Here is a 24,940-nt window from a genome sequence, read left to right on the forward strand (position 1 = left end):
GCGTGATCGAGCCGGATGGCCGTGCCGCCGACCGCGAGCCGGGCGAGGGTTCTGAACAGGACGAGACTCGGCCCGAGGCTCAGCCGCCTCGCCGGCGCAGGTACCGGCGCGCAGTTCGCCCGGGCAACGGACCGGAGCCGCTGGTGGATCGCCGTCGGTACGAGGCCGGCGGAGACAGTCCTGGCAGTATCGATGACGACGAACGATTGCGCCGGGACGTGCCGCCACACTGGTCCTAGCGGCGGCACGCCCTGATGGTTGTGGTGCGGGATTCAGGCCTTGTTCTTGGCGAGCAGGTCACGGATCTCGGTGAGCAGGGCAATGTCTTCGGCTGGTGCCTCGGGCGCGGGTTCCTCGCCCTTCGCACGGCGCTCGGCCAGCTTGTTCATCGGAACCACCACCGCGAAGTAGAGCGCCACGGCGACCAGGAGGAAGTTGATCAGTGCGGTCAGCACGGTCCCGACGAGGATCTCGGTGGCGGGAACCTCACCCTCGGCGGCCCTCATCGTAATGACCCAGATGCGATCGAGGTCCGGCTGGCCGAAGATTCCGCCGACGAGTGGATTGAGGACGTTGTCGACCAGGGCTGTGACGACCGCGCCGAACGCGGCACCGATGATCACACCGACGGCGAGGTCGATAGCGTTCCCTCGGCTGATGAAGTCCTTGAATCCCTGCAGCATGATCGGTCCTGTTCTTGTTGGTGCGCTCACGATGTATCCCCCGGCACGAGCACGGCCCGCACGGGTGCGAGGCTGCCGGCGCCGGACAGCACAGTAGCGTCATCGTCGGCCACCGCGACGACGACCACGCCAGGCTGCTCGCTGGTATCGACGCCGAGCAAACCTGCGGCGCCGGCGTCGGAGTCCATCCGGCTGAGTACTAGCGCTGATTCGGCGACGAGTTCGGCTGGACCTGCGGCGCCGGCCAGGCTCGCCGAATCAGTGGGCGCCTGATAGAGGTCCATCCGGTCACCCACTCGCACCAATGCCATCATTGCCGGATCGGCCAGCCGCACTGGCAGTACGACCGTTCCCGGCGGCGCCGCCTCGGTGAGCCCGGGGCCGACCAGGACAGTTCCAGGGATCGGCATACCCTCAGGAAGCCCGGCCGCCAGCCGGGCACCGATGAGCTCCTCCGTTTCCCATGCGTCCCCGGGGGCTGTGAGCGCCTGCTCCTGCCGGAGGTCGGCCCCGGTCAGTACCGTGCCGGCGGGGATGTCGCGAGAGGTGACCGTGATCTCGACGGTCCGCGGGCCGGGGCGCAAGTCAGCCAGGAGCAGGAGACCGGCGCACGTGACACACGCCGCGGCCAGCACGAACCGGAACCGCCACAGGTAGCCACGCAGGCGAGGGGACGTCGTCATGAGCCGACGCTAAGTGGACGCCACGTGGCGGCAACCTGAGCACCGAACGGGGTGTGGATGACGCGGCATCGCGCCGTCCTTTGTGGACGTGCGCAAGCTCAAGAGGCCGGCGTCGCCGCTTTCGCTCCCGAGTTGGAGGAGGCAGAGGAATCGCTCTTCTTCTCGCCGGACGTGCCTGAACCGGTCTTCTCCGAACTGGACTTGTCCGAGCTGGAGGACTTCTCGGAGCTGGAGGACTTCTCCGAGTTCGAGGAGGACGATCCGGACGAGCTGCTCGAACCACCGGAGGAGTCGCGTGAATCGTTGCGGTAGAAGCCCGATCCCTTGAACACCACGCCGACGGCGGAGAACACCTTGCGTAGTGACGCTTCCCCGCACTCGGGGCACACGGTGAGAGTGTCGTCACTGAACGACTGGTAGATGTCGAACGAATGCGAACAAGACGAGCACGCGTATGCGTAGGTGGGCACCTGATCCTCCGGAGCGGAACTGTGCCGGCGGAAATGACCGGCAGCACATTCTACGTCGAGCGGCACCGTTCTCCGCGCCGTCATCTCCCAGCGGCCCGAGGCCGGTGGGCGACGGTACTCTCGAGGAGTGTCTGGAAAGTCCGTGGTCCGCCGCATCGCGCTTGCTATCGCCGCTGTGGTCGTCGTCGCGCTCGTTGCCGGGGTGGTGACGACGTTCACGTTCCTCCGGCGCCCCCTGCCCGCTCACGGCAACGAGCAGGAGCTCCCGGGCCTCAGCGCCGATGTGGAGGTGATCCGCGACGAGCTCGGGATCCCGCAGGTGTACGCGGACACAGCAGCTGACCTCTTCATGGCGCAGGGGTATGTGCACGCCCAAGACCGGTTCTTCGAGATGGACTACCGGCGCCATCTCACTGCCGGACGCCTCGCCGAGCTCGTGGGTGAGGTGGAGACCGCCATCACGGCGGATCAGGTCATCCGGACGATGGGGTGGCGCCGCGTCGCGGAACAGGAATGGGACCTGCTGGAGCCCCGCACCCGCACCTATCTGAGCGCCTACGCCGACGGTGTGAATGCCTACCTTGCCGAGCGGGCGCCGAGTAGCCTCGGCATCGAATACACCGTGCTCGGACTCAACGTCGACGTCGATGACGTGGAGCCGTGGGACCCGATCGACTCCTTGGCATGGCTGAAGGCGATGGCCTGGGATCTGGTGGGCAACTATTCCGACGAGCTCGAACGTGCTGCCACCTACGGCCAGACGGGCGATCTGGACATGGTGGAGGCGATCTTCCCGCAGTATCCGACGACGCAGAACCTCCCGATCCTGCCCACCGAGCGCGAGGTGGAAGCCCATACCGAGTACACCGCGGAGCAAAACAGTGACGGTGACGGTGCCTCCGCTGAGGAGGGGACCGAGGAGGCCGATGCTGCCATCGAAGACGAGGGCGGCAGCGTGGACGCCGGGGGTACGGGCGCGCTCGCGGCCGTGGAGACGACCCTCGCGGCACTGACGGCCGTTCCGCACCCGCTCGGCACCGGTGAAGGCATTGGCTCCAACTCGTGGGTGGTCTCGGGCGATCACACAGCCACCGGCGCGCCCCTGTTGGCCAATGACCCGCACCTGAGTCCCTCTGTTCCCGGAATCTGGTACCAGGCGGGCCTGCACTGCCGCACCACCGGGCCGGAGTGCCCGTTCGACGTCAGTGGATTCACGTTCGCAGGCATGCCGGGAGTGATCATCGGGCACAACGCCGATCTGGCGTGGGGTTTGACCAACCTCACCGCGGACAGCAGTGACTTCTTCCTGGAGCGGCTGTACCCAGACGGCACCTATCTCTACGACGGTGCTCGGCATCCGATCACCGAGCGGGTGGAGACCATCGAGGTCAACGGCGCAGACCCGATCGAGTTGACGGTGCGCTCCACCGAGCACGGCCCGATCATCTCTGACGTGCTCGCGAGCACACGTGGTGCGGGCGGAGTGCCGCTACCGGAGAACTCTCCACCGGCGGGGCTGAGCGGATTCGCCGTCTCGCTCTCCTGGACCGCGCTCACCCCGGGCCGGACCATGGATGCGGTGTTCGCCATCGATCAAGCAGCCGACGCCGGCGACATCGCTGAGGCGGCGGCGTTGTTCGAGGTCCCTACTCAGAACATCGTCTTCGCCACCACCGATGGTGACATCGGCTACCAGGCGCCCGGCCGGATCCCCGTGCGCGGACCAGTCGATGACGGCGCAGTGCCGGCGGACGGATCGTGGCCGAGGCCCGGGTGGGATCCGCGCTACGACTGGCAGGGTTACCTCGAGCCGGCCGAGTTGCCGGCTGAGCTCAACCCAGCTGCCGGGTACATCGTGGCCGCGAACCAGCCGGTGCGGACCCCGAGCCGCTACAGCGAGTTCGGCGTCGATTTTGACTACGGTTACCGCGCTCAACAGATCCGTGACGAGATCGCCACGCTCGTGGAGGCTGGTGAACCGATCACTGCGGAGCACATGTCGCAGATCCAGCAGAACGAGGTGAACCCGGCCGCAGAAATGCTCGTGCCGGCGCTCCTGGAGCTGGACACCTCGGGACTGGAAGGCTCCGAAGGGTTCGTGGCTGAGGCCATGCGGTTGTTCGAGGACTGGGATTACGTCAACGACGCCGACTCCGCCGCAGCGGCGTACTTCTCCTCGGTGTGGACCAATCTGCTCCGGCTCACGTTCTGGGATCAGGTCGCGGAAGTGCAGCGCCCGTCCGGCGGCAGCCGATGGATCGAAGCTGTCCGGCTGCTGCTCGAGGACGAGGACAGTCCATGGTGGGACGATCGAGCGACGCTGAACGAAGTCGAACAGCGGGACAGGATTCTCATCCAGGCCCTCGACGACGCGCGGACCCAGTTGACCGTCTCCCTCGGCAAGGATCCGGAGGATTGGCGGTGGGGCCGGATCCACGGGCTGACGCCTGAACACGCGGTGCTCGGTGGCGCCGCTATTCCTGGGCCTATTGCGGACTACATGAACCTGAGCCCGACTGAGCTTGGCGGCGGATCCTCGATCGTGAACGCGAACGGCTGGCGCACCGACGCCTGGATCGAGGGGTACCCCGACTTCTCCGTGACAGCGGTGCCGTCCATGCGGATGGTGGTGGATCTCGGAGATCTAGACGCCTCCACCTGGGTGAACCTGACCGGGAGCTCTGGCCATCCGGCGTCGGCGCACTACGACGATCAGTACCAGGCGTGGGCAGCCGGGGAGACGTTCGCCTGGCCGTTCAGCCGGGAGGCCATCGACGCGGCCGAGTCACGTACGCTCACGCTTCGCCCCTGAGGTGGCGGGCAGTCCAGCTGCCCGCCGTCAGCGGCTCAGCCGTTCCACACCTGAGGGTGCGAGCACGCCGTCAACCGGACGATCATGCGGGGCGGCAGGCAGCGCGTCCGTGGCGCGCTCGTCGTCATAGATCACGGCGAAAACCGGCACTCCGGGGCGCGCATGCACCAGCACCCGGTCGTACCAGCCGCCGCCCTGGCCGAGTCTGATTCCGGCCGAATCCACTCCCAGTGCGGGAGCGAAGATCAGGTCGGCGTCGGCGATCGCCCGTTCACCGAGCCCAGGTCCGCTGGGCTCAGGTGGACGACCCGGCGCACGTACCTCCAGAGGTTCGCCCACGCGATACCTCGCCCAATCCCGGCTCAGGCCGGGGCCAAGGATCGGTAGCAGGATCTCCAGGCCCGCCTCATCCAGTACGTCCAGCAACGGGCCGGTGTCCGGCTCACCCGGACGAGACGCATACGCGGCCACGCACCGGACGCCGTCGAGAAGGCCTCGTGCATGAACGGCGATGGCATCGGCGGCCTCGCGCCGCTCCCGCTCCGACCGGTCCTTGCGGTGCCTGCGCACCGAATCGCGGACGAGTTGTTTCGCGTCCTCGAGCTCCAACCCGGCATCGCGCGGCAGGGTGCCCGACAGTGACCACATGGGACTACTCTCCCAGGCCGCACCGCCCTCGGCTAGCGGAACGGCTCCCTTCGGCGGGGTGTCTCACCGGCCGGAACGCCGGCAGGCATTCCAGGATGAAGCAAACCTGGAGGCCCGATAGCCTTCGACCATGACCTCAGTGACCAAGTCAGTTGTTCCCGTGGCAGGACTCGGCACCCGGTTCCTGCCCGCCACCAAGGCGATACCGAAGGTCATGCTGCCGGTGGTGGACACCCCGGCCATCCAGTATGTGGTGGAGGAGGCCGCGGCGGCCGGGCTTTCCGACGTTCTACTGGTGACCGGCCGTGGGCAGTCATCAGTCTCCGACCATTTCGACAGCGCCCCCGAGGTGGAGCGTGTGCTCGAGGCCAAGGGAGACCAGAAGCGCCTCGATGCGGTACGCGCATCCAGCGACCTCGCCCAGGTGCACGTGTTGCGTCAAGGCGCCCCGCTCGGGCTTGGGCATGCTGTGCTGACCGCCGCCGCCCATGTGGGCGACGAGCCATTCGCCGTGCAGCTCGGGGACGACCTGATCGACGCACGCGACCCGATCCTGCCCACCATGCTCGCCGTGCAGGAAGCACTCGGCGGCTCGGTGATCGCCTTGATGGAGGTGCCGCCATCGCAGACCAGCCTCTACGGCTGCGCCGCCGTCGAAGCAGTGGCACACGACGTCACCGACCGATTCGGTGACGACGTGGTGCGGGTTCAGCACATGGTGGAAAAGCCGGAGCCAGCCGACGCGCCAAGCAACCTGGCGATGATCGGTCGGTATGTGCTCGCGCCCGAGATCTTCGACGTGTTGCGCACCACCGAACCCGGGCGCGGCGGGGAAATCCAGCTCACTGACGCGCTCCAGGAGATGGCCCAGCGCACCGGCACTGGTGGAGGGGTGCACGGTGTGATCTTCCGCGGCCGCCGGTATGACACCGGCGATCGGCTGGATTACCTCAAGGCAGTGGTGCAGCTCGGCTCCGACCATCCCGAGCTCGGTGAGGACTTCCACGCGTGGCTCCGGGAGTACGTGGCCGGACGATGAAGTCCGTTTCCGAGCACCTCGGCGCCGTTCTGGAGCTGCTGCAGCCGTTGCCGCCGCTGGAGGTGGTCCTGCACGATGCCGTGGGGTGCGTCCTGGCCGAGGATGTGATCGCTCCGGCGGACCTGCCGGTAGCCGACCTTGCCGGCCGTGATGGTTACGCGGTGATCAGCAGGGACGTGGATGGGGCCGGGCCCGAATCTGAGGTCATCCTGCGCGTGCTGGACGATGTGCGCGCCGGATCCACGGACAGTCACCGGGTGGTCACCGGAGCGGCCCTGCGGATCTCCTCGGGAGCACCGATGCCGGCAGGTGCCGATGCGGTGGTTCCGGTGGAGGAGACCGACGGCGGTCGTGCCACCGTGCACGTGCGCCTCGGCCCTGAGGAGGGGGAGAACGTCCGCCGGCAGGCGGAGGATCTGCGCGCGGGTGAGATCGCGATCGCTGCCGGGCAGCGGATCGGTGCCCGGCAGATCGCGTTGCTGGCGGCACTCGGCCGGTCCCGGGTCGGTGTCCATCCGCGGCCACGGGTGGTGCTCGTCTCGATTGGGGACGAGCTGGTGGAGCCGGGACGACGGGCCGGTGCTGGGCAGGTCTTCGACGCGAACGGACATGCACTGGCCACGGCGGTCCAGGATGCCGGTGGATCCACCTTCCGGGTGGCGGCGGTACCGGACGAGCGATCCGGGCTGCGGGAGACCCTTGAGGACCAGCTCGTCCGTGCCGATCTGGTGATCACCACGGGCGGCTTGAGTTACGGCGGCAACGACACAGTCAAGGAAGTGGTCGGCCAGCTCGGTTCGGTGCGATTCGACAACGTGGCGATCTGGCCGGGACGGCAGTATGGCGTTGGGGTGATCGGTGGGGCTGACGAAGGTGCGCGGGAGACTCCGATCATCTGCCTGCCTGGCGATCCGGCGGCGACCCAGGTGGGATATGAGGTGTTCGTGCGACCGGCGCTCCTGGCGATGGCCGGCCACTCCGAGCGGTACCGGCCGACGGTCTCGGCTACGGTGACGCACGCATGGACCTCACCGCCCGGGCGGCGTCAGTTCGTGCCGATCACGGTGCTCGGCAGCCCGGAGCAGGGATACCGTGCCACACCCGTGGGGGATCCGAGGCGACCGCTCGTCAGCGCACTCTCTCGTGCCAATGCGCTGGCTGTCGTTCCCGAGTCGGTCGAGGAGGTCGAGGTCGGGGCGCGCCTGCACTGCCTCGTACTGGAAAGCTGATGGACCACCGATGGAGTTGGTGAGCCAGGGCCTGCGCCTGAGGCCGTTGCGCAGACGTGACCGGTCCGCCTGGGAGGCGCTCCGCCGTCGAAACGCTGCCTGGCTGGCGCCCTGGGAGGCGACCTCACCGGACGTGCGCCCGTACCGGCCGACCTTCGGGCAGTATGTGCGCGACCAGGCGCGTGCCGCGCGAGAGGACACCGGATACTCCTTCGTGATGGACCACCGCGGCGAACTCGTGGGGCAGGTGACCATCGCCGGGGTGACCCGTGGGTCCCTTCAAGCGGCCTCGATCGGCTACTGGATCTCTGAACATATGGCTGGACGCGGGATCACGCCACTGGCCGTGGCCATGGCTGCGGACTACTGCTGGTTCAGCCTGCGGTTGCATCGCGTGGAGATCAATATCCGCCCGGAGAACGCGGCAAGTCTGCGCGTGGTGGCCAAGCTCGGGTTCCGTGAGGAGGGTCTGCGCCGTGGCTATCTGCACATCCAGGGAACGTGGGCCGACCACCGCAGCTTCGCGCTGAACCGGGAAGAGGTCGGTGCCGGGTTGGTGGCAGCGCTCGCCAACTGAACCCAGTTTTCGTGAGTGAACCCCCGACGGCGGGGGTTCACTCACGAGAAATGGGTTCAGTTGGTCGTAGCCGCGGGCGACACGCCGACCGTGATGGGCCGTTCGGAGCCGATCCGGTTCTACGGTCAGAACGTGGAGTTCGCCGGATGGGTCGTACTGGCGATCGCAGTGATGTTCTTCGGATATCTGCTTCCTACCGTGATCCGATCCCGACAGGTGGTGATGGATTCACGAGTGGCGGACAGATTCTCTGCGGAACTGAGGGTCTTGGCCCGATCCGGCACGAACCCCACCGAACCACTCACTATCAGCAGTAGCCGCGGATACCTGCACCGCCCGCGGACCGAGGAGGAGAACCCCATGCACTCGCCCGTCGCTCAGCGGCTCGCCGCCGCGGACATGCGCCGCGCGGCTGCAGCCCGCGCCGCGCGCGCCGCTGCCGCCAGCCGCCGTGCTGCCGCGGCGAAGCGCCGGCTGGTCCTCACTCTCATGTTGCTCGCCGCGACCATCGGGGGGTGGGCCGTAGTGGGGATGTCGACGATCAATGTCGCCGCCGGGATCGTCCCCACGGTGGCGTTCCTCGGCGTGCTTGTGCTGGGTCGCCGTGCCGCAGCCGCAGCGCGAGTGGCTGACGAGCGATGGGTGGCCGAGATCGAACGCGCTCGCAAGGCCGACGAGACCCGGGCGGCCCGGCGAGCTGGGCCGGTACAGGAGAAGCCGTCCAGCCTGCGCATCGATATCGACCCGATGCCGATGGAGACAGCGCCCCACGTTCCGGCGACCCGCCCGGATCTTCCGACGGGCGAGGGTTGGACCCCGGTGCCGGTGCCCGCGCCGATGTACACGATGAAGCCAGCGGCACCACGCCGGGAGAATGCTCCGATCACGGCTGAAGAAGCCGCGCCCATGGCGCAGGAGATCGCCACTGCGGACGCAGCCCATGCTGCTGAGCAGGCGCAGGCGCAGGCGGACGTCGCCGGGTCAAACCGAACCGTCCCAGGGCCGTCAGTGGACCTGCAGGCGGTGCTCGAGCGGCGCCGCGCGGTGGGGCAGTAGGCCGCCACGCGAAGTGTTATCCTGGATCCCGATCTTGGGGCTATGGCGCAGTTGGTAGCGCGTCTCGTTCGCAATGAGAAGGTCGGGGGTTCGAATCCCCCTAGCTCCACCAAATGACAGATGGGACCGGCGTGCTTTTTGCCGGTCCCATCTGTCGTTACTGAAGGCAGAGTGGATTCGCCGAGCCTCCCGCAGCGGAGCGAGGAGAGGCGGTTCCCCCTAGCTCCACCAGACGTAATCGGCTCCGTTGCTGGCGGAAGTCAGAGACGGGGCCGAGCTGCGTTCACGGTATGGCTCCGGTTGGAGGCCAACTTGGAGTTCGGGGGTCGTGAAGGGTCATGCAACCGGCTGACGAAGCACCGTGCCAGTGCGCTGAGCACGAGGTGAGGTGGTGGCGAGGGCACCCGATCGCGGGGCGTTCACGGCGTATGGCGGAGCGGACCTGGAAGGTCTGCGGCGCCGCGTGGTACGTGTGCCGGGCGCGGGCGGATGGTCGTGTACTGCGGGAGTCATGCGTGGGTTCTCGCACACTCGGCAGCGGTGGTGATCCGCAAGGTGGCTCATCACGACAGGTGAGCTCCACCCATCGGCTGATGGCATTGTCCTACGCAGGGGTGACGCCAACGGCATGCGGGCAGGGCAGCATGATTCATGCACGCTGGTGACCACGCACCGCCACACACTCTGCGGCTGCGTGGCCCGGCAGACGACGGCGAATACGAGTGGGGGAATGATGCACGGTTTCATCGGCACCAGGAGGAACTCTTCGAGGGCACCGGAGAGGTTCGTGACGCACGGACTGGTAGCCGCAGCCGGACTGGCCGCCGCGTTCAGTCTGGGCGGGTGTGGCAGCATGGAAAGTTCATCTGCGCTGACCTATGAGGCCGAAGTGGTGTCCGGCGGAGGCGACGGCGCCGTCCTGCGCGTTGAGTACATCACGCGGCAGACGGGCCTGAGTGAGCAGCAGACCACCGGCGCCACGGTCTCTGCCAGCGAGGCGACCCCCGCGACCTTCGAGACCCTGGCACTCGCAGATGACGAGGTGTCCATCTCCGTCGGTGGTGTTCCCGATGCTGTCCTACGCTGCGCCGTCGTGCAGGACGGATCCATCGTGCTTGAGGAGCAGGAGTCGTCTGCGCCGGGTGAGGCAGTGACCTGTACCGCCAGCGTGGACGGCTGAGCAAAGAGCGCGCACCACGACGAACTGGGGCGCGGTGGTGGTCGAGCCAGGCGAGGATTCGCGGGTCTCCCCGCGGGCAGCCAGGAGAGACGGGCGGACGGCAGCGTTGGAAGAGAGTTGACTGCGACGCTACGTCGTAGTTGAGACTAGGGAGCATGACGCAGCGGGCTCGTTGGCTCCGCAGGGTCCATCGAGGACATGCGGGCCTCACTCTTGCCATGGTGATCGCTTTGCTCGCATTGAATCTTGCGGGTGTACTCCCCGGCTCCACAGCGTGGCGTCTGTTTCTGACAATCGAAATACCACTGCTCCTGGTGCTCGTTTTCATTACCGCCTTCCGGCTGAACCACGTCGCTCGTACGAAATCAGAAACGAATGCGGGTTTCCTCGATCGGCTTGCGTCGGAAGAGCCGTTGCTGCGTGGTGCGGTCGCTGAACTTCGGGCTTTCGCGAGTTTGTTCCTGCTCGCGAGCGGCAAGCGACGGGTCACGGCTGATGCACGGCCGTTCGGGTACACGCGCGGCACGATGACGTTCCCGGCCGTGATGATCGCCGTGAGTCTGGTAGAACTCGTCGTGGTGCACTTTCTCGTCCCGTGGCCATGGCTGCAAATCGTGTTGATCATCCTCACGATCTGGAGCGTGCTGTTCGTGCTTGGCCATCTGGCGTCTCGCGTGGTCCACCCGCACTTCGTGAAGGAGGGTGCTCTGCACCTGCGATGGGGGCACTCGACGGTGCTCGTCACTCCTCTGACCAATATTCTCGTGGCGAAGCAACACGCGAATCATGCGCATACGCAACCACACATCGACGATGAGCAGCTGATCCTCACGGCGTTCCAGAGCACCAACGTACTCATCAAGTTCAGCGAGCCAGTCCGTGCCGCGGCTCCGATACCGCCCAGGCACCTGCCCGCCGACTTCCATGCTTCCGAAGTGCAACTCCATATCGACGAACCTGACTCATTTCTGGCAGCACTGGGGCACGTACCTGATTCGACGACGACATGAGCCAACAAGCGGGAATGCTGGGCGAGGGCGACGAGGCGTCATCGAGCGACCTCGTGCTGCGCAGTCATGACCTGGCCAACCTTGCAGGAACGACCCCGCGGGCGTTGCGCCACTATCACGCAATCGGGTTGCTCCCCGACGTGCCCCGTGACGCGAACGGGTACCGACGTTACAGTGTTGACGACTTGGTCACGCTTCTGCGGATTCGGCAGCTGGCGGCGAGCGGCGTGCCGCTGCGCAAGATCGCGGGGATCCTCGATCAGGACGACCTGAACCAGGCAGAACTCTTTGCGAGGCTCGACCGGGAACTGGAAGAGCACGTAGAACGCATTGAGGCGCAGCGGCGAACTTTGGCGCAGTTGTCCAAGCTCGCGCTGCGACCGGGTCGATATTCGGACTCAGCGCACCCCACAAGAACGCAGAGACTCGATCAGGACGTGTGGACGCTACTCACCACCAGCGGTGAGGTCGATGCGGATACTGCGGAGACAGTGCTTGACGCGCTGGATTCAACCGCGTTGGCCGAACAGGGCGCCTGGTACCAGGAGTTCGAACGCCTTGAAGGGCACACCCGCATCGATGCAGCAAGTGCCACGCGGCTCGCGCATCGCATCGCGGAGTTCGCTCATGCTGTCTGGGAAGCAGCAGGACGTGCTCCAGCCGGCGACGGCCCGCCGATCATGGCGATGGTTGAGCAGATGCAGGCACAGACACTCAGCCCAGCACAACAAGACGTCTGGGCACGATTCCTCTCCATCATCGGGCGCCGTCAGCGCGGCGTGGGGCGGTAGACGAGTTCCTGGGTGTGCCCGTCCAGCGTCCGGCTATCGAGCAACTCGAGGTGGAAGTCGGCGGCGCCGCGCAGGATCGGACTGGTTCCGGTCTGGCCTGAGATGACGGGGAAGATCGTCACATGCAGTCGGTCGACGAGTCCGGCGGCCATCAGGGTGCGGTTCAACGAGAGACTGGCCTGCGAGCGCAGTGGCACATCCGACTCCTCCTTGAGCCGGGTGACGATGTCTACGGCGTCACCGCTGACGATGGTCGCGTCCGGCCAGCCAAGCGTGTCGTGCAAAGTGGAGGAGATCACCGTAGCCGGCGCGCGCATCGTCAGCAGATTCCACTCATCGAGCGCATTCGGATCGATGCCGGACGTCATGATCTCCGCCATCTCCCGGAACGTGGTGGCCCCGTAGACCATCCGCTGCGCGTTGGTGAAGATCGCGGCGCGAGCCTCGAGCAGCTCGGGACCCTGCTTGCTCCAGTATCCGCCCCAGTCGGCCCCCTCGGCATACGAGCCGTAGCCGTCAAGGGTGGAGAACACGTCCCAGGTGTACTCAGCAGTCATCGTGGTTCCTCCTGTGTGACGCCTCGGCGTCGCGAGTCCGCAGCTTCATCGGCGCAGGCTCAGCCTAGGTACCCGCGCTTGCCGCGGTCAGTGCCAGAGGTCACTCCACCGGCCGACGCGGGGTCAGCGGGTCCGTTCGTGCGCGTCGATCGGGCCACTGTTCACCAACCGGTCGTTGAGTCTGGGTGAGCGTCGCAGGAGGCGCCAACATTGATCGTCCGGAGGCGGCGGCAGCCCCGCTCCTTGGCATGGCCATTTCTGTCTTCTCCCGATACCGCATGGGTCCACGAAAGGGTCGAGTGCAGGTCCGTCACGCGGCCGACCACGCAAATCGCACTATTGCCGTCGCTACGACGGGCCCGCCTGCAGGGAGCTAGGCGCCGAGCGTGAATGTCGAGAACGCGACGGTGGCTCCGTCCCAGGAGCATCAGCGGCCCCATCGGGCCACACGGCAAGGAGGAGAATCGTCATGACGCTTCAACGAATGGATCACGTGGGCGTCGTCGTCGATGACCTCGAGGCAGCGATCGCCTTCTTCATCGAGCTCGGAATGGAACTGGAAGGCCAGGCGCCGATCGAGGGGCCGTGGGTGGACCAGGTCAACGCGCTGGACGACGTCCGAGTCGACATTGCGATGATGCGGACCCCGGACGGCAACAGTCGGCTCGAACTGACGAGGTTCCGCACTCCCGCGGTGATCAGCACTGATCCACCTGACGCTCTCGGAAACACGCTGGGACTACGGAGCATCATGTTCGCCGTCGACGACCTCGACGCCACCCTCGCCGACCTGCGGCGCCATGGCGCGGAACTTGTGGGAGCGGTGGCGCAGTACGAGAACAGCCATCGGCTCTGCTACCTCCGTGGCCCCGCGGGGATCATCGTCGCGCTAGCCGAGCAACTCACCTGACGGCAGCTCGCTGCCTACCGACCGAGTTCGCTGTCAGCCGACGCCGGGTTGAGGTACGGCTCGACCCAGGCAGCCGCGATCCGCGCCGCCCGCTGCGCCTGCCCGGGCTCGGTGAGCAGGTGATCTGCCCCCTCGAGCGAGACGAAACTGCGTGGGTGGCGTGCCATACGGAAGATCTCGCTAGCGTTGTCGATGCCCACCGTGTTGTCGGTCGGCGAGTGCATGATCAGCAGCGGCCGGTCGAGTGCGGCAACCTTGTCCGTCAGATCCGCGCGGCGAACGTCCTCGACGAAGTCCCGCTTGAGCGTGAGTCCTCGCCCGCCAACCAGCCACTGCGCGCTTCCGTCTTGGCACGCCCGGTCGACGACGGCGTCGTAGTGACGTTCCACGTTGCTTGGGTCCGACGGTGCGCCGATGCTGACCACGGCGCCGACACCGGCATCCCGCCCAGCGGCGATTGCAGCCGCGCCACCCCAGGAATGCCCCACCAGAACCGAGACCGGCGTGCCGCGCTCGGCCATGAACCGGGTGGCGGCGACGGTGTCGTGGACCTTCACCGTGAACGATCCGTCACCCCAGTCGCCGTCGGAGTCGGCGAGGCCGAGTGCGTCGAAGCGAAGCGTGCCGATGCCTTCAGCCGCCAATTGCCGACAGATCCGGGCGGCTGCGGGGGAGTTCTTGCCGAGGGTGAAACCGTGGACGAAGACGGCCCAGCCGCGCGCCTCTCCCTCGGGAACGTCCAGCAGTCCTGCGAGCAGCGGACCCGTCGAGCTCGCGAAACGCACCCGCTCCGCCATCGTCATCCCTCCAGTGCACGTCGTCGGACGGACACCGTAACGCGGCCCCGCGTGGTACTCGAACGCGACGGCTTCACCGCAGGGACGGTCGCCGATGTCCTTACGCGTTGACGCCGCCGTCAACGGTGATGGCAGTTCCAGTGATGTAGGCACCCTCAGGCCCCGCCAGGTAGGCGACAAGTGCAGCAATCTCCTCTGGGGTGCCGTATCGGCCCAGCGCGGTGAGTGCTCGCTCAGCGTCGGCGTCGGGCGAATCGGCGGGGTTCATTTCGGTGTCGGTCGAACCGGGGTGAACCACGACGGCGGTGATCCCGTGCTCGCCGAGATCGCGGGCAATGCCCTTGGTGAACCCCACGAGTGCTGATTTGCTCATGGCGTACAGGCTGATCCCCGGCCCAGGCACTCGTTCGACGAAACTGCTGCCAATGCTGATGATCCGGCCGCCGGCGCCCAGGTGGGGTATTGCAGCCTGGACGGCGACGAATACGGCGCGCATGTGGACGGCCATCGTCCGTTCGTAGTCAGCCAGCGTCAGATCCTCGATCCGGCCGTACGGGAAGATCCCGGCATTGTTGACCACGATGTCCAACCCCCCGAGGGCCTGCACCGTCGACTCCACCGCGGACTCCACCTGAGCCGGGTCCTCCATGGCGGCCTCTATGGCGATGGCGGTACCGCCATCGGCACTGATCTGGTCGACAACCTGTTGCGCGCGGTCCTCGGAGGCGTGATACGTCAACGCGACGCGGGCACCGTCCGCGGCCAGTCGTTGAGCGATGGCGGCCCCGATGCCCCGGCTACCTCCAGTGACGAGGGCGGTCTTGTCTAGTAGTCGGCTCATTGCGGTCTCCACTCGATGATCTGAAATATGTAGCGATCACTACATATAATATTGTGTAGTGATCGCTCCTCAATCGTCAAACGGCGCGATGAAGTAGGCGAGGGGCGAAGATCAGGAGGTGAGCTGATGGCAGCGCGAGGTCGTCCGCGCACCTTTGACAGGGACGCGGCTCTGCGGAAGGCGATGGAGGTGTTCTGGCGTCGAGGCTATGAGGGCGCCTCAGTTGCGATGCTGACGGCGGAACTCGGGATCACCGCAACCAGTCTGTACGCCGCCTTCGGCTCTAAGGCCGAGTTGTTCGACGAGGCCATCGAGCTGTACGACCCGCCAGGCGGTACGCCGACGGACGAGGCCCTGACCAGGCCCAAGGCCAGCGATGCGATTGAGGCCGTGTTGCGTGCCCATGCCGACGCCTACACAGATCCCGCGACACCTCCCGGCTGCATGGTCGTGCTCGCGGCGATCAACCTTGGCTCCGGCCACGAAGAGGTCGACCGCAAGCTCACTGTTCGTCGTCACCATGACCGGGAGACGATCGAAGCTCGGATTGAGCGCGGAATCTCCGAAGGTGACCTGCCCGCGCACCTGGATGCCGCAGCGGCTGCGTCCTACGTTCAGACGGTGCTGCACGGACTCTCGATCCAGGTCCGTGATGGGTTCAACCGCGCGCAGGCGCACGCTGTCGTCGACATAGCCATGACGGGCTGGAATGCTCTGGTCGAGGGGGCGGCGCGTGATCTCTAAGTCCAGGCATACGCCGAGACCGCAGCCCGGTTCCGACGCGGACGAGGAGTGATCTGTGTAGCCGGAGCACGTGGATCGGACGATGTGGGCGGTCACGGTGATCGCGGGCCGGCGAGCGTGGCAGGGGCGCTGCGCCTACGATTTGAACATGCTCAAGTTCGTCGCCTTCCTGCTCATCGCCTGGCTCGTCGTTTCCGTTCTCGGGCTACTCATCGAGGGTTTGCTCTGGCTCACCTTCATCGGCCTCGTTCTCTTCCTCGCCACGGCCGGTTACCTATGGTTTAAGCGGAAGACCGGCAGCAACGCCGCGTAAGTCACCTCACCGTCGTGAACCGGTCGACGGCGGGTCCAGATCGTTGCGGCGCTGCCCGGGCCGATCGTCTCCTCCGGCGTACGCTGTAGCCTCTCGGCGCCGTTCGATCTCCTCGATCCAGATCGGTGCGAACGGAGAGGTCACCGCGGGATTCGTTCACGGCACGAATCGTCGAATCCTCGAGTTCCGCCAGCTCGGCCAGCACCTCGGCCGCCGCGTCGCTCACTGTCGCTTCTGGCACCACAACCTCCGGTCCGTCTCGTGGCAGCCACCCGATGACGGCGAGGAATCGCTGTTGCGACACCAGGGACCAATGTCCCCGCGCTCTCCTACAATCCCCGCATGAGCTCTCGCCTGAAGGTGCACACGTGGGCCTCGCCCGAACCAGCCGCCACCCTCGTTCTCCTGCACGGCATCACCGACTCGGGCCGGTGCTGGGCCGATGCGATAGCCCACTGGTACCCGACCTACACCGTGATCGCCCCGGATGCGCTCGGGCACGGTGAGTCGGACCGGTTCCGTCCCGACGAGCTCGAGAGGGACCCGATCGAGCCGATGCTCGCCGAGACCATCGCGGTGCTGGAGCAGCTCCCCGGCCCGGCGATCCTGGTGGGGCACTCCATGGGCGGCGCCGCAGCGGCAGCTATCGCCTACCGACGGCCGGACCTAGCCACCGCCGTCGTACTCGAAGACCCCTCGTGGCGCGACCTCCCGCCCGATCGCGAGCGTGCGCGCGGGCGGGATTTCCTCGGCGGCCGCGGCCAACCGGGCAAGCATTGGCCGGCAAGCGAGATCGGGCCATGGCGCCGTGCCTACGATCAGACCGATCGTGCCTTCCTCGCCCAGGGGCGCGCTACGCCGTCGGATCCTTGGCGAGAGATCATCCGCGGGCTCACGGTGCCGACGCTGCTGGTCACCGGCACGAACGGCGTGATCCTCCATGAGGATCAGCTCGCCGAGATCCAGGCGATCGGCAACTCACGGGTCGAGATCGCCGTGATTCCTGGCGCGGGCCACTGCGTCCGCCGCGACAGCACCGACGCCTTCCACGCCACCGTCGACCCGTGGATCCACCGTCATCGAGGGGCCGTATGAACGAGCACGCACCGACGAGGCGCCATCATCGCATCGCTCGGATGATCGGGCGCGACCCGAACGAGTCGCACCGCCCGGCCACCCCGCTCGAACTGCTGCTCGACCTCACGTTCGTGGTGGCGTTCGCCCAGGCGGGCAGTCAGATGGCGCATCTGCTCGCCGAGGGGCACGTCGGTGCCGCCCTGTTCGGGTTCGCCGTCGCGACGTTCGCGATCTGCTGGGCCTGGATCAACTACACCTGGCTCGCCTCGGCCTACGACAACGACGACGCGGTATTCCGCACTGCCACGCTCGTGGTGATGGTCGGTGTGCTGATCGTCGCGCTCGGCATCCCGGACGTGTTTCACTCCGTCGACGAGGGGGTCCACCTCGACAACCGCGTGATGGTGTTCGGCTATATCGTGATGCGGGCGGCCACCCTGGGTCTGTGGGTGCGTGCCGCCCGCCACGACCCGGCGCGCCGTCGCACCTGTATGAGCTACGTGACCACCACTGCGATCGCACAGGTCGGCTGGGTGGTGATGTTCATCATCGACCCGCCGCTGTCGGTGGTGTGGATCCCGCTGCTTCTGCTCGTGCTGTTCGAGATGCTCGGCCCGGTGCTCGCCGAACGTCAGGACGCAGGCACGCCCTGGCACCCGCACCATGTGGCTGAGCGCTACGGACTGCTGGTGATCATCACCCTCGGGGAGATTATCCTCGGCACCATCACCGCGATCTCGGCAGTGGTGGACGCTCAGGGCTGGACTGTCGAGGCCGCGCTCGTGGCGGTCGCGGGTACCGCGCTCGCCTTCGCGCTCTGGTGGGTCTACTTCACGATGCCCTCCGGCGAGATGCTTGCCAGGCATCGCGAACGCGGCTTCGCGTGGGGATATCTGCACATCATCCTGTACGGCTCGCTGGCCGCCGTCGGCGCCGGAATGCACGTGGGCGCGTACGTGATCGAGCACGAGGCGCACGTCTCAGCCACCTTCGCAGTGCTCACGACGGCGGTGCCCGTGGTGGTCTTCCTACTCACCCTGTTCGTGGTCTACTCCCTGCTGATGCACGCCGTCGACCGGCTCCACACCGTGCTGTTCGTCGGGGCGCTGGTGGCACTCGCGGGTGCGGTGTGGGCCGTCTCGATGGGCTTGTCGTTCGGCACGGCGCTGCTACTCGTGGCGCTCTCACCGGTGATCGTGATCATCGGCTATGAGACAGTCGGGCATCGACACCAGGCCGAGCTCATCGCTCGCGACACCTAGGCCGGCCATGTCAGCCGCCGAGGAGATCGTCGCCGCGCTTCGCGAGCACGCCACCGACACCGAACGCGAGAAGATCAGCCGCCGGCTGCGTGGGAGCAGCCGCCCCCTCGGGGTGCGGATGGGCACGGTCTTCGACCTGGCCAAGCAGCACCGGGATATCGGTCTGGGCGAGGTCACCGGACTGCTGCGGTCCCCGTGGTACGAGGCCCGGATGGTCGGGGTGAGCATTCTCGACTTCCGTGCCCGCCGCCAGCTCACCGACGATCAGCGGGCCGAGTTGGCCAGGCTCTACCTGGACAACCACGACACGATCGACACCTGGGACTTCGTGGACCGTGCCGCGCCCCGTGTGCTCGGCGGGTGGCTGCTCACCCGCACCGACCGCAGTGTGCTGGAGACCCTCGCCCGTTCAGCTGACACCTACGAGCGCCGCTCGGCGATCACCGCCACCTTCTGGCTGGTCCGAAACGGTGAGATCGCCGATGCTCTGGCGATCGCAGGGCTGCTTGCCGATGACGCCGAAGTGGACGTGACGGCGTCCGTGGGCGTGGCGCTGCGGGAGGTGAGTGTGCAGGACCGCGAGGCTGCCATCGCCTTTCTGCGCCGCCGAGGATCCGACATGCCCCGCCCGGCGCTACGGACCGCCGTCAGCAAACTCGACGAGCCGCTGCGCAGCGAATTGCTCGGTCACTGAGGAGGTCAGGGTCCGAGGAGTGCCTGCAGACCGAGGCTGCCACCGGTGACCACCAGCCACAGCACGCCGCCGAGGAGCAACGGAGCCGGACCGGCGCGCCGCAGCGCGGGAAGGTCGGTGGCCAGCCCAATCGCGCCGAGGGCCGCGGTGATGAGCAGGCTGGAGAGCCCACCGGCAGCACCCTGGATGAAGCTCGGTATCCAGCTGAGGGAGTTCAGCCCTGCCACCACCACGAATGCCACCAGGAACCAGGGCACCAGGCGCCACACTGGCCGGGGCGCATCGGACCCGCGGCCCGCCCGGTCGCGTCGCGCGACCAGCGCCGCCAGCACGAGGCAGATCGGGATGATCGCCAGCGTGCGGCTCAACTTCACCACGACCGCAGTGTGCGCGGCTTCGGGGGAGTAGCTGCCGGCCGCCGCCACCACCGAGGACATGTCGTTCACCGCGGTACCGGCGAGCACGCCGAATGCCGCATCGCTGAGACCGAGGGCGTACCCGAGCGGTGGGAAGGCGATCACCGCGACGATGTTGAACACGAAGACCGTGCTCAGCGCGTACGCCACCGCACTTCCTGCCGGGCGCAGTACCGGCGTCACAGCGGCGATCGCGGACGCGCCACACACGGCGGTGCCCACTCCGATCAGGGTGCGTAGGTCGCGGTGCACACCGAGCAGGCGCCCCAGCCCGACGGCGGCCCCCAGGCAGAGCAGCAACGTCCCGATGGTCACGGGGAGCGCATCGCCCCCGGTCCGCGCCACCTCGCCCAGGCTGAGGTGCACGCCCAGGAGCACGACGGCGATCTGCAGGCCCCACCTGCTGGCGACCGGGAGAACGGGTGCCCACGCCTGCCGGCGTCGAGGGCCGGCGGCGGTGGCAAGCAGTGCGCCGCCGAGGATGGCGATGACCGGCGGCCCGATCAGCGGCAGGAAACGTCCCGCGAGGGTAGCGACCGCCGTCAGCAGGATGCACGTGAGCAGTCCGGTGAGTTGCGCGCGGCGCCGGCCCTGGCTGGGCGGGGTTGTGGTCGCTTTCCGGGTGAGAACCGACCACCACCGTGCGCACGGACCTCGCGCTTGACCTCGAGGCGCGCAGTCTCTGGTGACGGCGAGCTCGGTGGTGGCCATTCTTCGATGCTCCCGGTAGCGGAGCCTGGCCAGTACCTACCGTATTCCTAGATGGACATAGGCGTAACCTATAGGTGTGCCTGCACCGAAAGACGTCACGCTCGACATGCTGCGACTGCTCGTCGCGGTCGCCGATCGCGGCAGCATCTCTGCCGCCGCACGCGCCGCCGGAGTGAGCCAACCCTCGGCGAGCGCCCGGATCAAAGACCTGGAGCGCCGTCTCGGCCTTGAGTTGGTGGACCGCCGCAGCCGTGGCGCCCAGCTGACCACGGACGGACGCACCGTCACGGACTGGGCGAGGGCCGTCGTCGACGCGGCTGAGGTGCTCATCACCGGTGCCCAGGCGCTCGCCGGGCAGCACGACTCGCAGCTGACCGTGGCGGCCAGCCAGACGGTGGGGGAGTACCTGATGCCAGCCTGGTTGGCTGCCTACCGGCGGCGTAGTGCGGGGCTTCCGGTGCGGTTGCGGGTGATGAACTCGGCCGATGTGGTGGCTGCGCTGCGGGCGCGTGAGGTCGATCTCGGGTTCGTCGAGTCTCCGGCAGTGCCGGCAGACCTGGCGCGGCGCCGGGTGGGAACGGACCGGCTCACGCTCGTGGTGGGGCCCGAGCATCCGCTCGCCCGCCGACGCCGCCCGCTCACCCGTGATCAGTTGCTCGGCCTCGCGCTGGCTTCCCGCGAGGACGGCTCCGGCACCCGGGACACGCTCACTCGTGCGCTGGGACAGCCCGTACGGCCGGCGTTGGAACTCGGCTCGAACGCCGCCGTGAAGGTGGAGGTGGCATCCGGCGGCTACCCGGCAGTGCTGAGCGCGCTCGCGGTGAACGCGGAGATCAGCGACGGGCGGCTGGTGGAGATCGACCTGCCGGGCGTGGACCTGAGCCGGCACTTGCATGCGGTGTGGCGGCGCGGGGTCCGCCTGCCTGCGCCCGCGGACGACTTCCTGCGCGGAGTGCTCGGCCGCTGAGTGCCCTGGTCGTGACGTGCGATGGTCGCGGGGCTCCGGGACAGGACGCAGTCCGCAGCACCCACCACCTCTCCGCAGGGACCACCTCGATGCCGAGCGCAACCTTGTGCGGCGTTCACCGCCGCAAACGCCGCACAAGGTTGCGCTCGCGGCTGGGACGGGACGGGAGGAGGAGAGGGGCGCGCGGATGCGGCGCGACTTGAAAGAAGTGTTGCGAAAGAGTTGTTGCAGGTCTATCGTGCGGATATGAGAATCGATGATCCCGGCGCTATGCGGGCCCTGGCCCACCCCCTGCGGATCGAGCTATTCGAACGGCTCGCCATCGAAGGCACCGCCACCGCGAGTGAACTCGCCGAATTGGTCGGAGCCACCCCGGCGAACTGCTCCTTCCACCTGCGCACGCTCGCCAAGCACGGCTACATCGAGCGGGTGGAGGGCGCCACCGGCAGGGACCGCCCGTGGCGGGTGGTCGACATCGAACAGTCCTGGTCCGCGGGCGAGCGCGACGGCTCTGACCGGGATCTCGCCGCCCGCGCGCTGGAGTCGTCCTTCCTGGAGTGGGAGACCGGACGGCTTCGTCGCGCGGCGGGGCGACCGACGCCGTCGGGCTGGACGGACGCGTTGACCACCGGCGGCGCGACGTTGCACCTCACCCCGGAGGAGGCCAAGGACGTCTCGGCGCGGATCGGGGAGATCGTGCGTGAGTATGTGCCCCGTTGGGAGAACCCGGAACTACGACCCGAGGGCGGCCGCCCGGTGCGCATCTTCACCGCCACCTACCTGGTGGAACCCGCCACCAACAGCACCGAGAACTTCGCCACTGCCGACGACGGTACCGAGGACCAGCGATGAAGACCCTCCTGCAGCACCGACTGTTCCGCCGGCTGCTGGGCGGCTGGACCGTCGGCAACCTCGCCGACAGCGCCCTCTTCCTCACCCTGGCCGTCTGGGCAAAGGACCTCACCGGCTCCTCCTCCGCGGCCGGCCTGGTGTTCTTCGCGCTCGCGCTGCCCTCCCTACTCGCCCCGCTGCTCGGGCTGCTGGTGGACCGGGTGCGCCGCAAGCCGCTGATCGTGGTCACCAACCTCGTGGCCGCCGGTGCCGCCGCTTCATTGGTACTGGTGGATAGCTCCGCCATGCTCTGGCTCCTCTACGCCGTCACGGTGCTCTACGGCGCGCTCGGGGTGCTGAACGGCTCCGCTCAGTCCGGGCTACTGCGTGATCTGTTGCCCGACGACCAGCTCGACTCCGCGAACGCGCTGCTGTCCACAGTGGACAACGGGCTGCGCATTCTCACCCCGGCGATCGGCGCCGGCCTGTATGTGCTGTGGGGTGGCCAGGCGCTCGGCCTGGGCGTGGCCGGGTTGCTCGTGTTGACTGCGCTGCTGATCGCCTCGGTCCCAGTGGTCGAGTCGGCGCCGGAGACTGCCGAGAACCGGTTCTGGGCGGAGACCTCGGCCGGGTTCCGACACCTGCGTTCGGTACCGCTGCTGCTGCGGATGGTGCTCGTGGTGGCCGTCGCGTTCGGTGTGATTGGGCTGTTCGACACCGTGCTGTTCGAGGTGGTCGAGCACGGGCTCGGGATGCAGCCGGCGTTCTTCGGGGTGCTGATGAGTCTGCAAGGCGCCGGTGCGATCCTTGGCGGCCTCACCTCCGCGATGGTGCTGCGTAGGTGGGGGCCTGCTCGCACCGTCGGCACCTCGCTGGGGGTGCTTGCCGTGGCCTCCGTGGCGTTCGCGAGCGATGCGATCGGTGTGCCGCTGCTTCCGGCGGCTGTGGTTGCCATCACTGTGGCCGGCGCGGTGATTCCCTGGTTGATGGTCGCGATGATCACCACCCGCCAGCGCCTCACCCCGCCGCGTTTGCAGGGGCGGACGGCGGCCGCCACCAATATCGCGATGACCCTGCCACAATTGGTCTCCATCGCGGCAGGTGCTGCGTTGGTGGCCGTGGTGGACTACCGGGCGCTGCTGGCCGTGGCGGCCGTGGTACTCGGCGGTTGCGCGATCGTCCTGCTGCGTTCACGGGCTGCGGCGTCGCCGGTGGTTGACGGGGCGGCCGTGCCGGACGAGAGCGCGGACCTGGCGCGGTGAGAAGCTCTCGCTCTCCCGGTCAGGGTGCTGCAGCGATGATGAGGTCAGTGGCCTGCGCTGGAGAGCGTGTGCTCGTGTCGATCAGCGCGAGCCCGGTGCCGTGGGCTTCCGCGTCCATGAGCGACTGAAAGCGGAGCGAGCGGGCCACGAACTGGTCCACCAGATGGTGCTCAGCCGCCGTGCGCACTCCCGCTCGTGCCTCGCGGCGGATACGCTCGTCCAGGACGTCCGGGGATGCCACCAGCCGGACGGCAGCCACTCGCGAGCCGCTGAGGCCCGCGATGAGGGCGGGGCGCAACGCTGATCCTTCCAGGACCAGGCCATCGCCGCCTCCCGCGCCCGCCAGGTGCGCCGTGACCAGACCACGGATCCGGGGTGCCAAGTGGTCATAGTGGTCGAGCACCGAAGCGAGCAGTTCCTCGACCGGGAGATGCGCGTAGTGCTCGGCAACGTGCGGGGGCACCTCACGCTCGGCCGTGCGCCAAGGGCGGCCGGGATGGCGGGCCAGCTGATCCGTGCTCCGGCAGGCGTATCCGAGCCGCTGGGCCACCAGCGCCGCCGAACTGGAGGTGCCGGCGTGCGAGGTGCCGGAGATCAGGACGACCCGGGGGAGTGCCACATGCTCGAGGCTACCCACTGGTCGGTGTTATCGATCCAGCCCCGCCCATTGCCCGGGCGAATGCCCTGGTGGTTCGATGGGCGTGACGCGGCTCACTGGGTCACGTCCGTTCCGAACCGATCGACCGAAAGCACCGGTGCAACGATGTCCGATCAGCTCACTCTCGACCCCGCGACCACGGCAGTCGTCCTCATCGAATACCAGAACGAGTTCACCTCGCCCGGCGGCGTGTTGCACGACGCCGTCTCGGCGGTGATGGACAAGACCGAGATGCTCCCGAAGACCACGGCCTTCGTGGACGCCGCCCGGAAGGCCGGCTGCACGATCATGCACGCCCCGATCACGTTCGCACCCGGCTACGGCGAGCTCACCAAGCACCCCTACGGAATCCTCGCCGGCGTGGTCGACGGCAACGCCTTCGTCAAGGGCACCTGGGGTGCCGCGATCGTTGACGACCTCACGCCGGTCGAGGGCGACATCCTGATCGAGGGCAAGCGTGGCCTCGACACCTTCGCCAGCACCAACCTCGATTTCATCCTGCGCAGCAAGGGGATCACCACGGTGATCCTCGGCGGATTCCTCACCAACTGCTGTGTGGAGTCGACCATGCGGTCCGCCTACGAGAACGGGTACCGGGTGATCACGCTGACCGATTGCGTCGCGGCTACGTCGGTGGAGGAGCATGACAACGCCATCACCTACGACTTCCCGATGTTCTCCCAGCCGATGGAATCGGCGGAGGTGGCCAAGGCGTTCTGATC

At 67.5% G+C, this 24,940-nt stretch carries 29 protein-coding genes, 1 tRNA gene and 1 pseudogene; 21 read left to right on the forward strand and 10 right to left on the reverse strand.

All coding sequences use genetic code 11. The annotated features are described in order from the left end of the window. The first annotated feature begins 2 nt into the window (after positions 1 to 2). Positions 3 to 239, forward strand: coding sequence for a hypothetical protein (locus LQF10_RS04100; protein WP_231066227.1), 237 nt, complete (start codon positions 3 to 5; stop codon positions 237 to 239). A gap of 33 nt (positions 240 to 272) precedes the next feature. Here the strand turns inward: LQF10_RS04100 and mscL are convergent, their stop codons facing one another. Together mscL and LQF10_RS04110 are read right to left on the reverse strand one after the other, a co-directional pair. Further along, entirely contained in the window at positions 273 to 683 is a 411-nt protein-coding gene (mscL, locus tag LQF10_RS04105; protein WP_231066228.1) for a large conductance mechanosensitive channel protein MscL, read from the reverse strand. A 26-nt stretch (positions 684 to 709) separates the two neighbouring features. Further along, on the reverse strand, positions 710 to 1,366 hold the full coding sequence (locus LQF10_RS04110; protein ID WP_231066229.1) for an SAF domain-containing protein: 657 nt from the start codon (positions 1,364 to 1,366) through the stop codon (positions 710 to 712). Positions 1,367 to 1,423: 57 nt separating this feature from the next. On the opposite strand from LQF10_RS04110, the gene LQF10_RS19445 reads away from it, so the two are divergent. Next, the gene (locus LQF10_RS19445) at positions 1,424 to 1,678 is read left to right on the forward strand and encodes a hypothetical protein (protein ID WP_354002650.1); all 255 of its coding nucleotides are present in this window, start codon (positions 1,424 to 1,426) and stop codon (positions 1,676 to 1,678) included. A 62-nt stretch (positions 1,679 to 1,740) separates the two neighbouring features. Here LQF10_RS19445 and LQF10_RS19450 read toward each other — a convergent pair. After that, positions 1,741 to 1,992, reverse strand: a pseudogene (locus LQF10_RS19450) (FmdB family zinc ribbon protein); the annotation flags it as partial. On the opposite strand from LQF10_RS19450, the gene LQF10_RS04120 reads away from it, so the two are divergent. Next, positions 1,964 to 4,648 (forward strand): penicillin acylase family protein, encoded by a 2,685-nt coding sequence (locus LQF10_RS04120; protein ID WP_231066231.1) that lies wholly within the window; start codon positions 1,964 to 1,966, stop codon positions 4,646 to 4,648. The pseudogene LQF10_RS19450 and the gene LQF10_RS04120 overlap by 29 nt on opposite strands. Before the next feature lie 27 nt (positions 4,649 to 4,675). Here LQF10_RS04120 and LQF10_RS04125 read toward each other — a convergent pair whose 3' ends face one another. Then, positions 4,676 to 5,296: a 5-formyltetrahydrofolate cyclo-ligase gene (locus LQF10_RS04125; protein WP_231066232.1), complete on the reverse strand. Its 621-nt coding sequence runs from the start codon at positions 5,294 to 5,296 to the stop codon at positions 4,676 to 4,678. A gap of 130 nt (positions 5,297 to 5,426) precedes the next feature. Here LQF10_RS04125 and LQF10_RS04130 point away from each other — a divergent pair, with 130 nt between their 5' ends. The 8 genes from LQF10_RS04130 to LQF10_RS04165 all read left to right on the forward strand — a co-directional run bounded on the left by LQF10_RS04130 (position 5,427) and on the right by LQF10_RS04165 (position 12,178). Continuing rightward, on the forward strand, positions 5,427 to 6,335 hold the full coding sequence (locus tag LQF10_RS04130; protein WP_231066233.1) for a UTP--glucose-1-phosphate uridylyltransferase: 909 nt from the start codon (positions 5,427 to 5,429) through the stop codon (positions 6,333 to 6,335). Then, entirely contained in the window at positions 6,332 to 7,564 is a 1,233-nt protein-coding gene (locus LQF10_RS04135; RefSeq protein ID WP_231066234.1) for a molybdopterin molybdotransferase MoeA, read from the forward strand. The genes LQF10_RS04130 and LQF10_RS04135 overlap by 4 nt, the downstream gene beginning before the upstream one ends. A 10-nt stretch (positions 7,565 to 7,574) precedes the next feature. Beyond that, a complete protein-coding gene (locus LQF10_RS04140) occupies positions 7,575 to 8,141 on the forward strand; it encodes a GNAT family N-acetyltransferase (RefSeq protein ID WP_231066235.1) in 567 nt (188 codons plus the stop codon). 93 nt (positions 8,142 to 8,234) lie between these two features. After that, the gene (locus LQF10_RS04145; RefSeq protein WP_231066236.1) at positions 8,235 to 9,197 is read left to right on the forward strand and encodes a hypothetical protein; all 963 of its coding nucleotides are present in this window, start codon (positions 8,235 to 8,237) and stop codon (positions 9,195 to 9,197) included. Between the two features lie 36 nt (positions 9,198 to 9,233). Beyond that, a tRNA-Ala gene (locus tag LQF10_RS04150) sits at positions 9,234 to 9,309 on the forward strand. Positions 9,310 to 9,984: 675 nt separating this feature from the next. Further along, entirely contained in the window at positions 9,985 to 10,377 is a 393-nt protein-coding gene (locus LQF10_RS04155) for a hypothetical protein (RefSeq protein WP_231066237.1), read from the forward strand. A gap of 155 nt (positions 10,378 to 10,532) precedes the next feature. Continuing rightward, the gene (locus LQF10_RS04160; RefSeq protein WP_231066238.1) at positions 10,533 to 11,387 is read left to right on the forward strand and encodes a hypothetical protein; all 855 of its coding nucleotides are present in this window, start codon (positions 10,533 to 10,535) and stop codon (positions 11,385 to 11,387) included. Beyond that, a complete protein-coding gene (locus LQF10_RS04165; RefSeq protein WP_231066239.1) occupies positions 11,384 to 12,178 on the forward strand; it encodes a helix-turn-helix domain-containing protein in 795 nt (264 codons plus the stop codon). The genes LQF10_RS04160 and LQF10_RS04165 overlap by 4 nt, the downstream gene beginning before the upstream one ends. On the opposite strand, the gene LQF10_RS04170 is transcribed toward LQF10_RS04165, so the two are convergent. Continuing rightward, on the reverse strand, positions 12,157 to 12,735 hold the full coding sequence (locus LQF10_RS04170) for a dihydrofolate reductase family protein (protein ID WP_231066240.1): 579 nt from the start codon (positions 12,733 to 12,735) through the stop codon (positions 12,157 to 12,159). The two genes, LQF10_RS04165 and LQF10_RS04170, sit on opposite strands and share 22 nt — an antisense overlap. Before the next feature lie 469 nt (positions 12,736 to 13,204). On the opposite strand from LQF10_RS04170, the gene LQF10_RS04175 reads away from it, so the two are divergent. After that, positions 13,205 to 13,645 (forward strand): VOC family protein, encoded by a 441-nt coding sequence (locus tag LQF10_RS04175; protein ID WP_231066241.1) that lies wholly within the window; start codon positions 13,205 to 13,207, stop codon positions 13,643 to 13,645. A gap of 14 nt (positions 13,646 to 13,659) precedes the next feature. Here the strand turns inward: LQF10_RS04175 and LQF10_RS04180 are convergent, their stop codons facing one another. Both LQF10_RS04180 and LQF10_RS04185 read right to left on the reverse strand, forming a co-directional pair. Then, entirely contained in the window at positions 13,660 to 14,448 is a 789-nt protein-coding gene (locus LQF10_RS04180; protein WP_231066242.1) for an alpha/beta hydrolase family protein, read from the reverse strand. Between the two features lie 94 nt (positions 14,449 to 14,542). Further along, positions 14,543 to 15,283 (reverse strand): SDR family NAD(P)-dependent oxidoreductase, encoded by a 741-nt coding sequence (locus tag LQF10_RS04185; RefSeq protein ID WP_231066243.1) that lies wholly within the window; start codon positions 15,281 to 15,283, stop codon positions 14,543 to 14,545. A gap of 126 nt (positions 15,284 to 15,409) precedes the next feature. Here LQF10_RS04185 and LQF10_RS04190 point away from each other — a divergent pair, with 126 nt between their 5' ends. Further along, positions 15,410 to 16,027: a TetR/AcrR family transcriptional regulator gene (locus tag LQF10_RS04190; protein ID WP_231066244.1), complete on the forward strand. Its 618-nt coding sequence runs from the start codon at positions 15,410 to 15,412 to the stop codon at positions 16,025 to 16,027. A 148-nt stretch (positions 16,028 to 16,175) separates the two neighbouring features. Then, the gene (locus tag LQF10_RS04195) at positions 16,176 to 16,340 is read left to right on the forward strand and encodes an LPXTG cell wall anchor domain-containing protein (protein ID WP_231066245.1); all 165 of its coding nucleotides are present in this window, start codon (positions 16,176 to 16,178) and stop codon (positions 16,338 to 16,340) included. A gap of 6 nt (positions 16,341 to 16,346) precedes the next feature. Here the strand turns inward: LQF10_RS04195 and LQF10_RS04200 are convergent, their stop codons facing one another. Beyond that, the gene (locus LQF10_RS04200) at positions 16,347 to 16,484 is read right to left on the reverse strand and encodes a hypothetical protein (RefSeq protein ID WP_231066246.1); all 138 of its coding nucleotides are present in this window, start codon (positions 16,482 to 16,484) and stop codon (positions 16,347 to 16,349) included. A 198-nt stretch (positions 16,485 to 16,682) separates the two neighbouring features. Between LQF10_RS04200 and LQF10_RS04205 the strand changes: the two genes are divergently transcribed. From LQF10_RS04205 to LQF10_RS04215, 3 genes are read left to right on the forward strand one after another with little or no spacing between them, the layout of a single operon-like run. Next, positions 16,683 to 17,435, forward strand: coding sequence for an alpha/beta fold hydrolase (locus tag LQF10_RS04205; RefSeq protein WP_231066247.1), 753 nt, complete (start codon positions 16,683 to 16,685; stop codon positions 17,433 to 17,435). Between the two features lie 41 nt (positions 17,436 to 17,476). Beyond that, positions 17,477 to 18,679: a low temperature requirement protein A gene (locus LQF10_RS04210; RefSeq protein ID WP_231066248.1), complete on the forward strand. Its 1,203-nt coding sequence runs from the start codon at positions 17,477 to 17,479 to the stop codon at positions 18,677 to 18,679. 7 nt (positions 18,680 to 18,686) lie between these two features. Next, positions 18,687 to 19,373, forward strand: a complete 687-nt coding sequence (locus tag LQF10_RS04215) for a DNA alkylation repair protein (RefSeq protein WP_231066249.1) — start codon at positions 18,687 to 18,689, stop codon at positions 19,371 to 19,373. Between the two features lie 5 nt (positions 19,374 to 19,378). On the opposite strand, the gene LQF10_RS04220 is transcribed toward LQF10_RS04215, so the two are convergent. Beyond that, positions 19,379 to 20,500 carry a YeiH family protein gene (locus tag LQF10_RS04220; protein WP_231066250.1) on the reverse strand — a complete coding sequence of 374 codons (1,122 nt, stop codon included), beginning with the start codon at positions 20,498 to 20,500 and terminating at the stop codon, positions 19,379 to 19,381. A 76-nt stretch (positions 20,501 to 20,576) separates the two neighbouring features. Here LQF10_RS04220 and LQF10_RS04225 point away from each other — a divergent pair, with 76 nt between their 5' ends. The 3 genes from LQF10_RS04225 (at position 20,577) to LQF10_RS04235 (ending at position 23,560) form a co-directional block, all read left to right on the forward strand. Continuing rightward, entirely contained in the window at positions 20,577 to 21,467 is an 891-nt protein-coding gene (locus tag LQF10_RS04225) for a LysR family transcriptional regulator (protein WP_231066251.1), read from the forward strand. A gap of 246 nt (positions 21,468 to 21,713) precedes the next feature. Next, the gene (locus tag LQF10_RS04230; RefSeq protein ID WP_231066252.1) at positions 21,714 to 22,319 is read left to right on the forward strand and encodes a winged helix-turn-helix domain-containing protein; all 606 of its coding nucleotides are present in this window, start codon (positions 21,714 to 21,716) and stop codon (positions 22,317 to 22,319) included. Continuing rightward, complete coding sequence (locus LQF10_RS04235; protein ID WP_231066253.1) at positions 22,316 to 23,560, forward strand: MFS transporter; 1,245 nt, start codon at positions 22,316 to 22,318, stop codon at positions 23,558 to 23,560. Before LQF10_RS04230 ends, LQF10_RS04235 begins: the two co-directional genes overlap by 4 nt. A 19-nt stretch (positions 23,561 to 23,579) precedes the next feature. Here LQF10_RS04235 and LQF10_RS04240 read toward each other — a convergent pair whose 3' ends face one another. Next, on the reverse strand, positions 23,580 to 24,179 hold the full coding sequence (locus LQF10_RS04240) for a hypothetical protein (protein WP_231066254.1): 600 nt from the start codon (positions 24,177 to 24,179) through the stop codon (positions 23,580 to 23,582). Positions 24,180 to 24,323: 144 nt separating this feature from the next. Between LQF10_RS04240 and LQF10_RS04245 the strand changes: the two genes are divergently transcribed. Continuing rightward, a complete protein-coding gene (locus tag LQF10_RS04245) occupies positions 24,324 to 24,938 on the forward strand; it encodes a cysteine hydrolase family protein (RefSeq protein WP_193498210.1) in 615 nt (204 codons plus the stop codon). Positions 24,939 to 24,940 lie beyond the last annotated feature (2 nt).

The organism is Ruania halotolerans (assembly GCF_021049285.1).
Lineage (GTDB): Bacteria > Actinomycetota > Actinomycetes > Actinomycetales > Beutenbergiaceae > Ruania > Ruania halotolerans.

Excerpts from the sequence above, each read along its gene's own strand:
- mscL (WP_231066228.1), bottom strand. The coding sequence starts at position 683 with ATGCTGCAGGGATTCAAGGACTTCATCAGCCGAGGGAACGCTATCGAC.
- LQF10_RS04110 (WP_231066229.1), bottom strand. The coding sequence starts at position 1,366 with ATGACGACGTCCCCTCGCCTGCGTGGCTACCTGTGGCGGTTCCGGTTC.
- LQF10_RS19445 (WP_354002650.1), top strand. The coding sequence starts at position 1,424 with ATGACGCGGCATCGCGCCGTCCTTTGTGGACGTGCGCAAGCTCAAGAG.
- LQF10_RS04125 (WP_231066232.1), bottom strand. The coding sequence starts at position 5,296 with ATGTGGTCACTGTCGGGCACCCTGCCGCGCGATGCCGGGTTGGAGCTC.
- LQF10_RS04130 (WP_231066233.1), top strand. The coding sequence starts at position 5,427 with ATGACCTCAGTGACCAAGTCAGTTGTTCCCGTGGCAGGACTCGGCACC.
- LQF10_RS04135 (WP_231066234.1), top strand. The coding sequence starts at position 6,332 with ATGAAGTCCGTTTCCGAGCACCTCGGCGCCGTTCTGGAGCTGCTGCAG.
- LQF10_RS04140 (WP_231066235.1), top strand. The coding sequence starts at position 7,575 with ATGGAGTTGGTGAGCCAGGGCCTGCGCCTGAGGCCGTTGCGCAGACGT.
- LQF10_RS04145 (WP_231066236.1), top strand. The coding sequence starts at position 8,235 with ATGGGCCGTTCGGAGCCGATCCGGTTCTACGGTCAGAACGTGGAGTTC.
- LQF10_RS04160 (WP_231066238.1), top strand. The coding sequence starts at position 10,533 with ATGACGCAGCGGGCTCGTTGGCTCCGCAGGGTCCATCGAGGACATGCG.
- LQF10_RS04165 (WP_231066239.1), top strand. The coding sequence starts at position 11,384 with ATGAGCCAACAAGCGGGAATGCTGGGCGAGGGCGACGAGGCGTCATCG.
- LQF10_RS04170 (WP_231066240.1), bottom strand. The coding sequence starts at position 12,735 with ATGACTGCTGAGTACACCTGGGACGTGTTCTCCACCCTTGACGGCTAC.
- LQF10_RS04175 (WP_231066241.1), top strand. The coding sequence starts at position 13,205 with ATGACGCTTCAACGAATGGATCACGTGGGCGTCGTCGTCGATGACCTC.
- LQF10_RS04180 (WP_231066242.1), bottom strand. The coding sequence starts at position 14,448 with ATGACGATGGCGGAGCGGGTGCGTTTCGCGAGCTCGACGGGTCCGCTG.
- LQF10_RS04185 (WP_231066243.1), bottom strand. The coding sequence starts at position 15,283 with ATGAGCCGACTACTAGACAAGACCGCCCTCGTCACTGGAGGTAGCCGG.
- LQF10_RS04190 (WP_231066244.1), top strand. The coding sequence starts at position 15,410 with ATGGCAGCGCGAGGTCGTCCGCGCACCTTTGACAGGGACGCGGCTCTG.
- LQF10_RS04195 (WP_231066245.1), top strand. The coding sequence starts at position 16,176 with ATGCTCAAGTTCGTCGCCTTCCTGCTCATCGCCTGGCTCGTCGTTTCC.
- LQF10_RS04205 (WP_231066247.1), top strand. The coding sequence starts at position 16,683 with ATGAGCTCTCGCCTGAAGGTGCACACGTGGGCCTCGCCCGAACCAGCC.
- LQF10_RS04210 (WP_231066248.1), top strand. The coding sequence starts at position 17,477 with ATGATCGGGCGCGACCCGAACGAGTCGCACCGCCCGGCCACCCCGCTC.
- LQF10_RS04215 (WP_231066249.1), top strand. The coding sequence starts at position 18,687 with ATGTCAGCCGCCGAGGAGATCGTCGCCGCGCTTCGCGAGCACGCCACC.
- LQF10_RS04220 (WP_231066250.1), bottom strand. The coding sequence starts at position 20,500 with ATGGCCACCACCGAGCTCGCCGTCACCAGAGACTGCGCGCCTCGAGGT.
- LQF10_RS04230 (WP_231066252.1), top strand. The coding sequence starts at position 21,714 with ATGAGAATCGATGATCCCGGCGCTATGCGGGCCCTGGCCCACCCCCTG.
- LQF10_RS04235 (WP_231066253.1), top strand. The coding sequence starts at position 22,316 with ATGAAGACCCTCCTGCAGCACCGACTGTTCCGCCGGCTGCTGGGCGGC.
- LQF10_RS04245 (WP_193498210.1), top strand. The coding sequence starts at position 24,324 with ATGTCCGATCAGCTCACTCTCGACCCCGCGACCACGGCAGTCGTCCTC.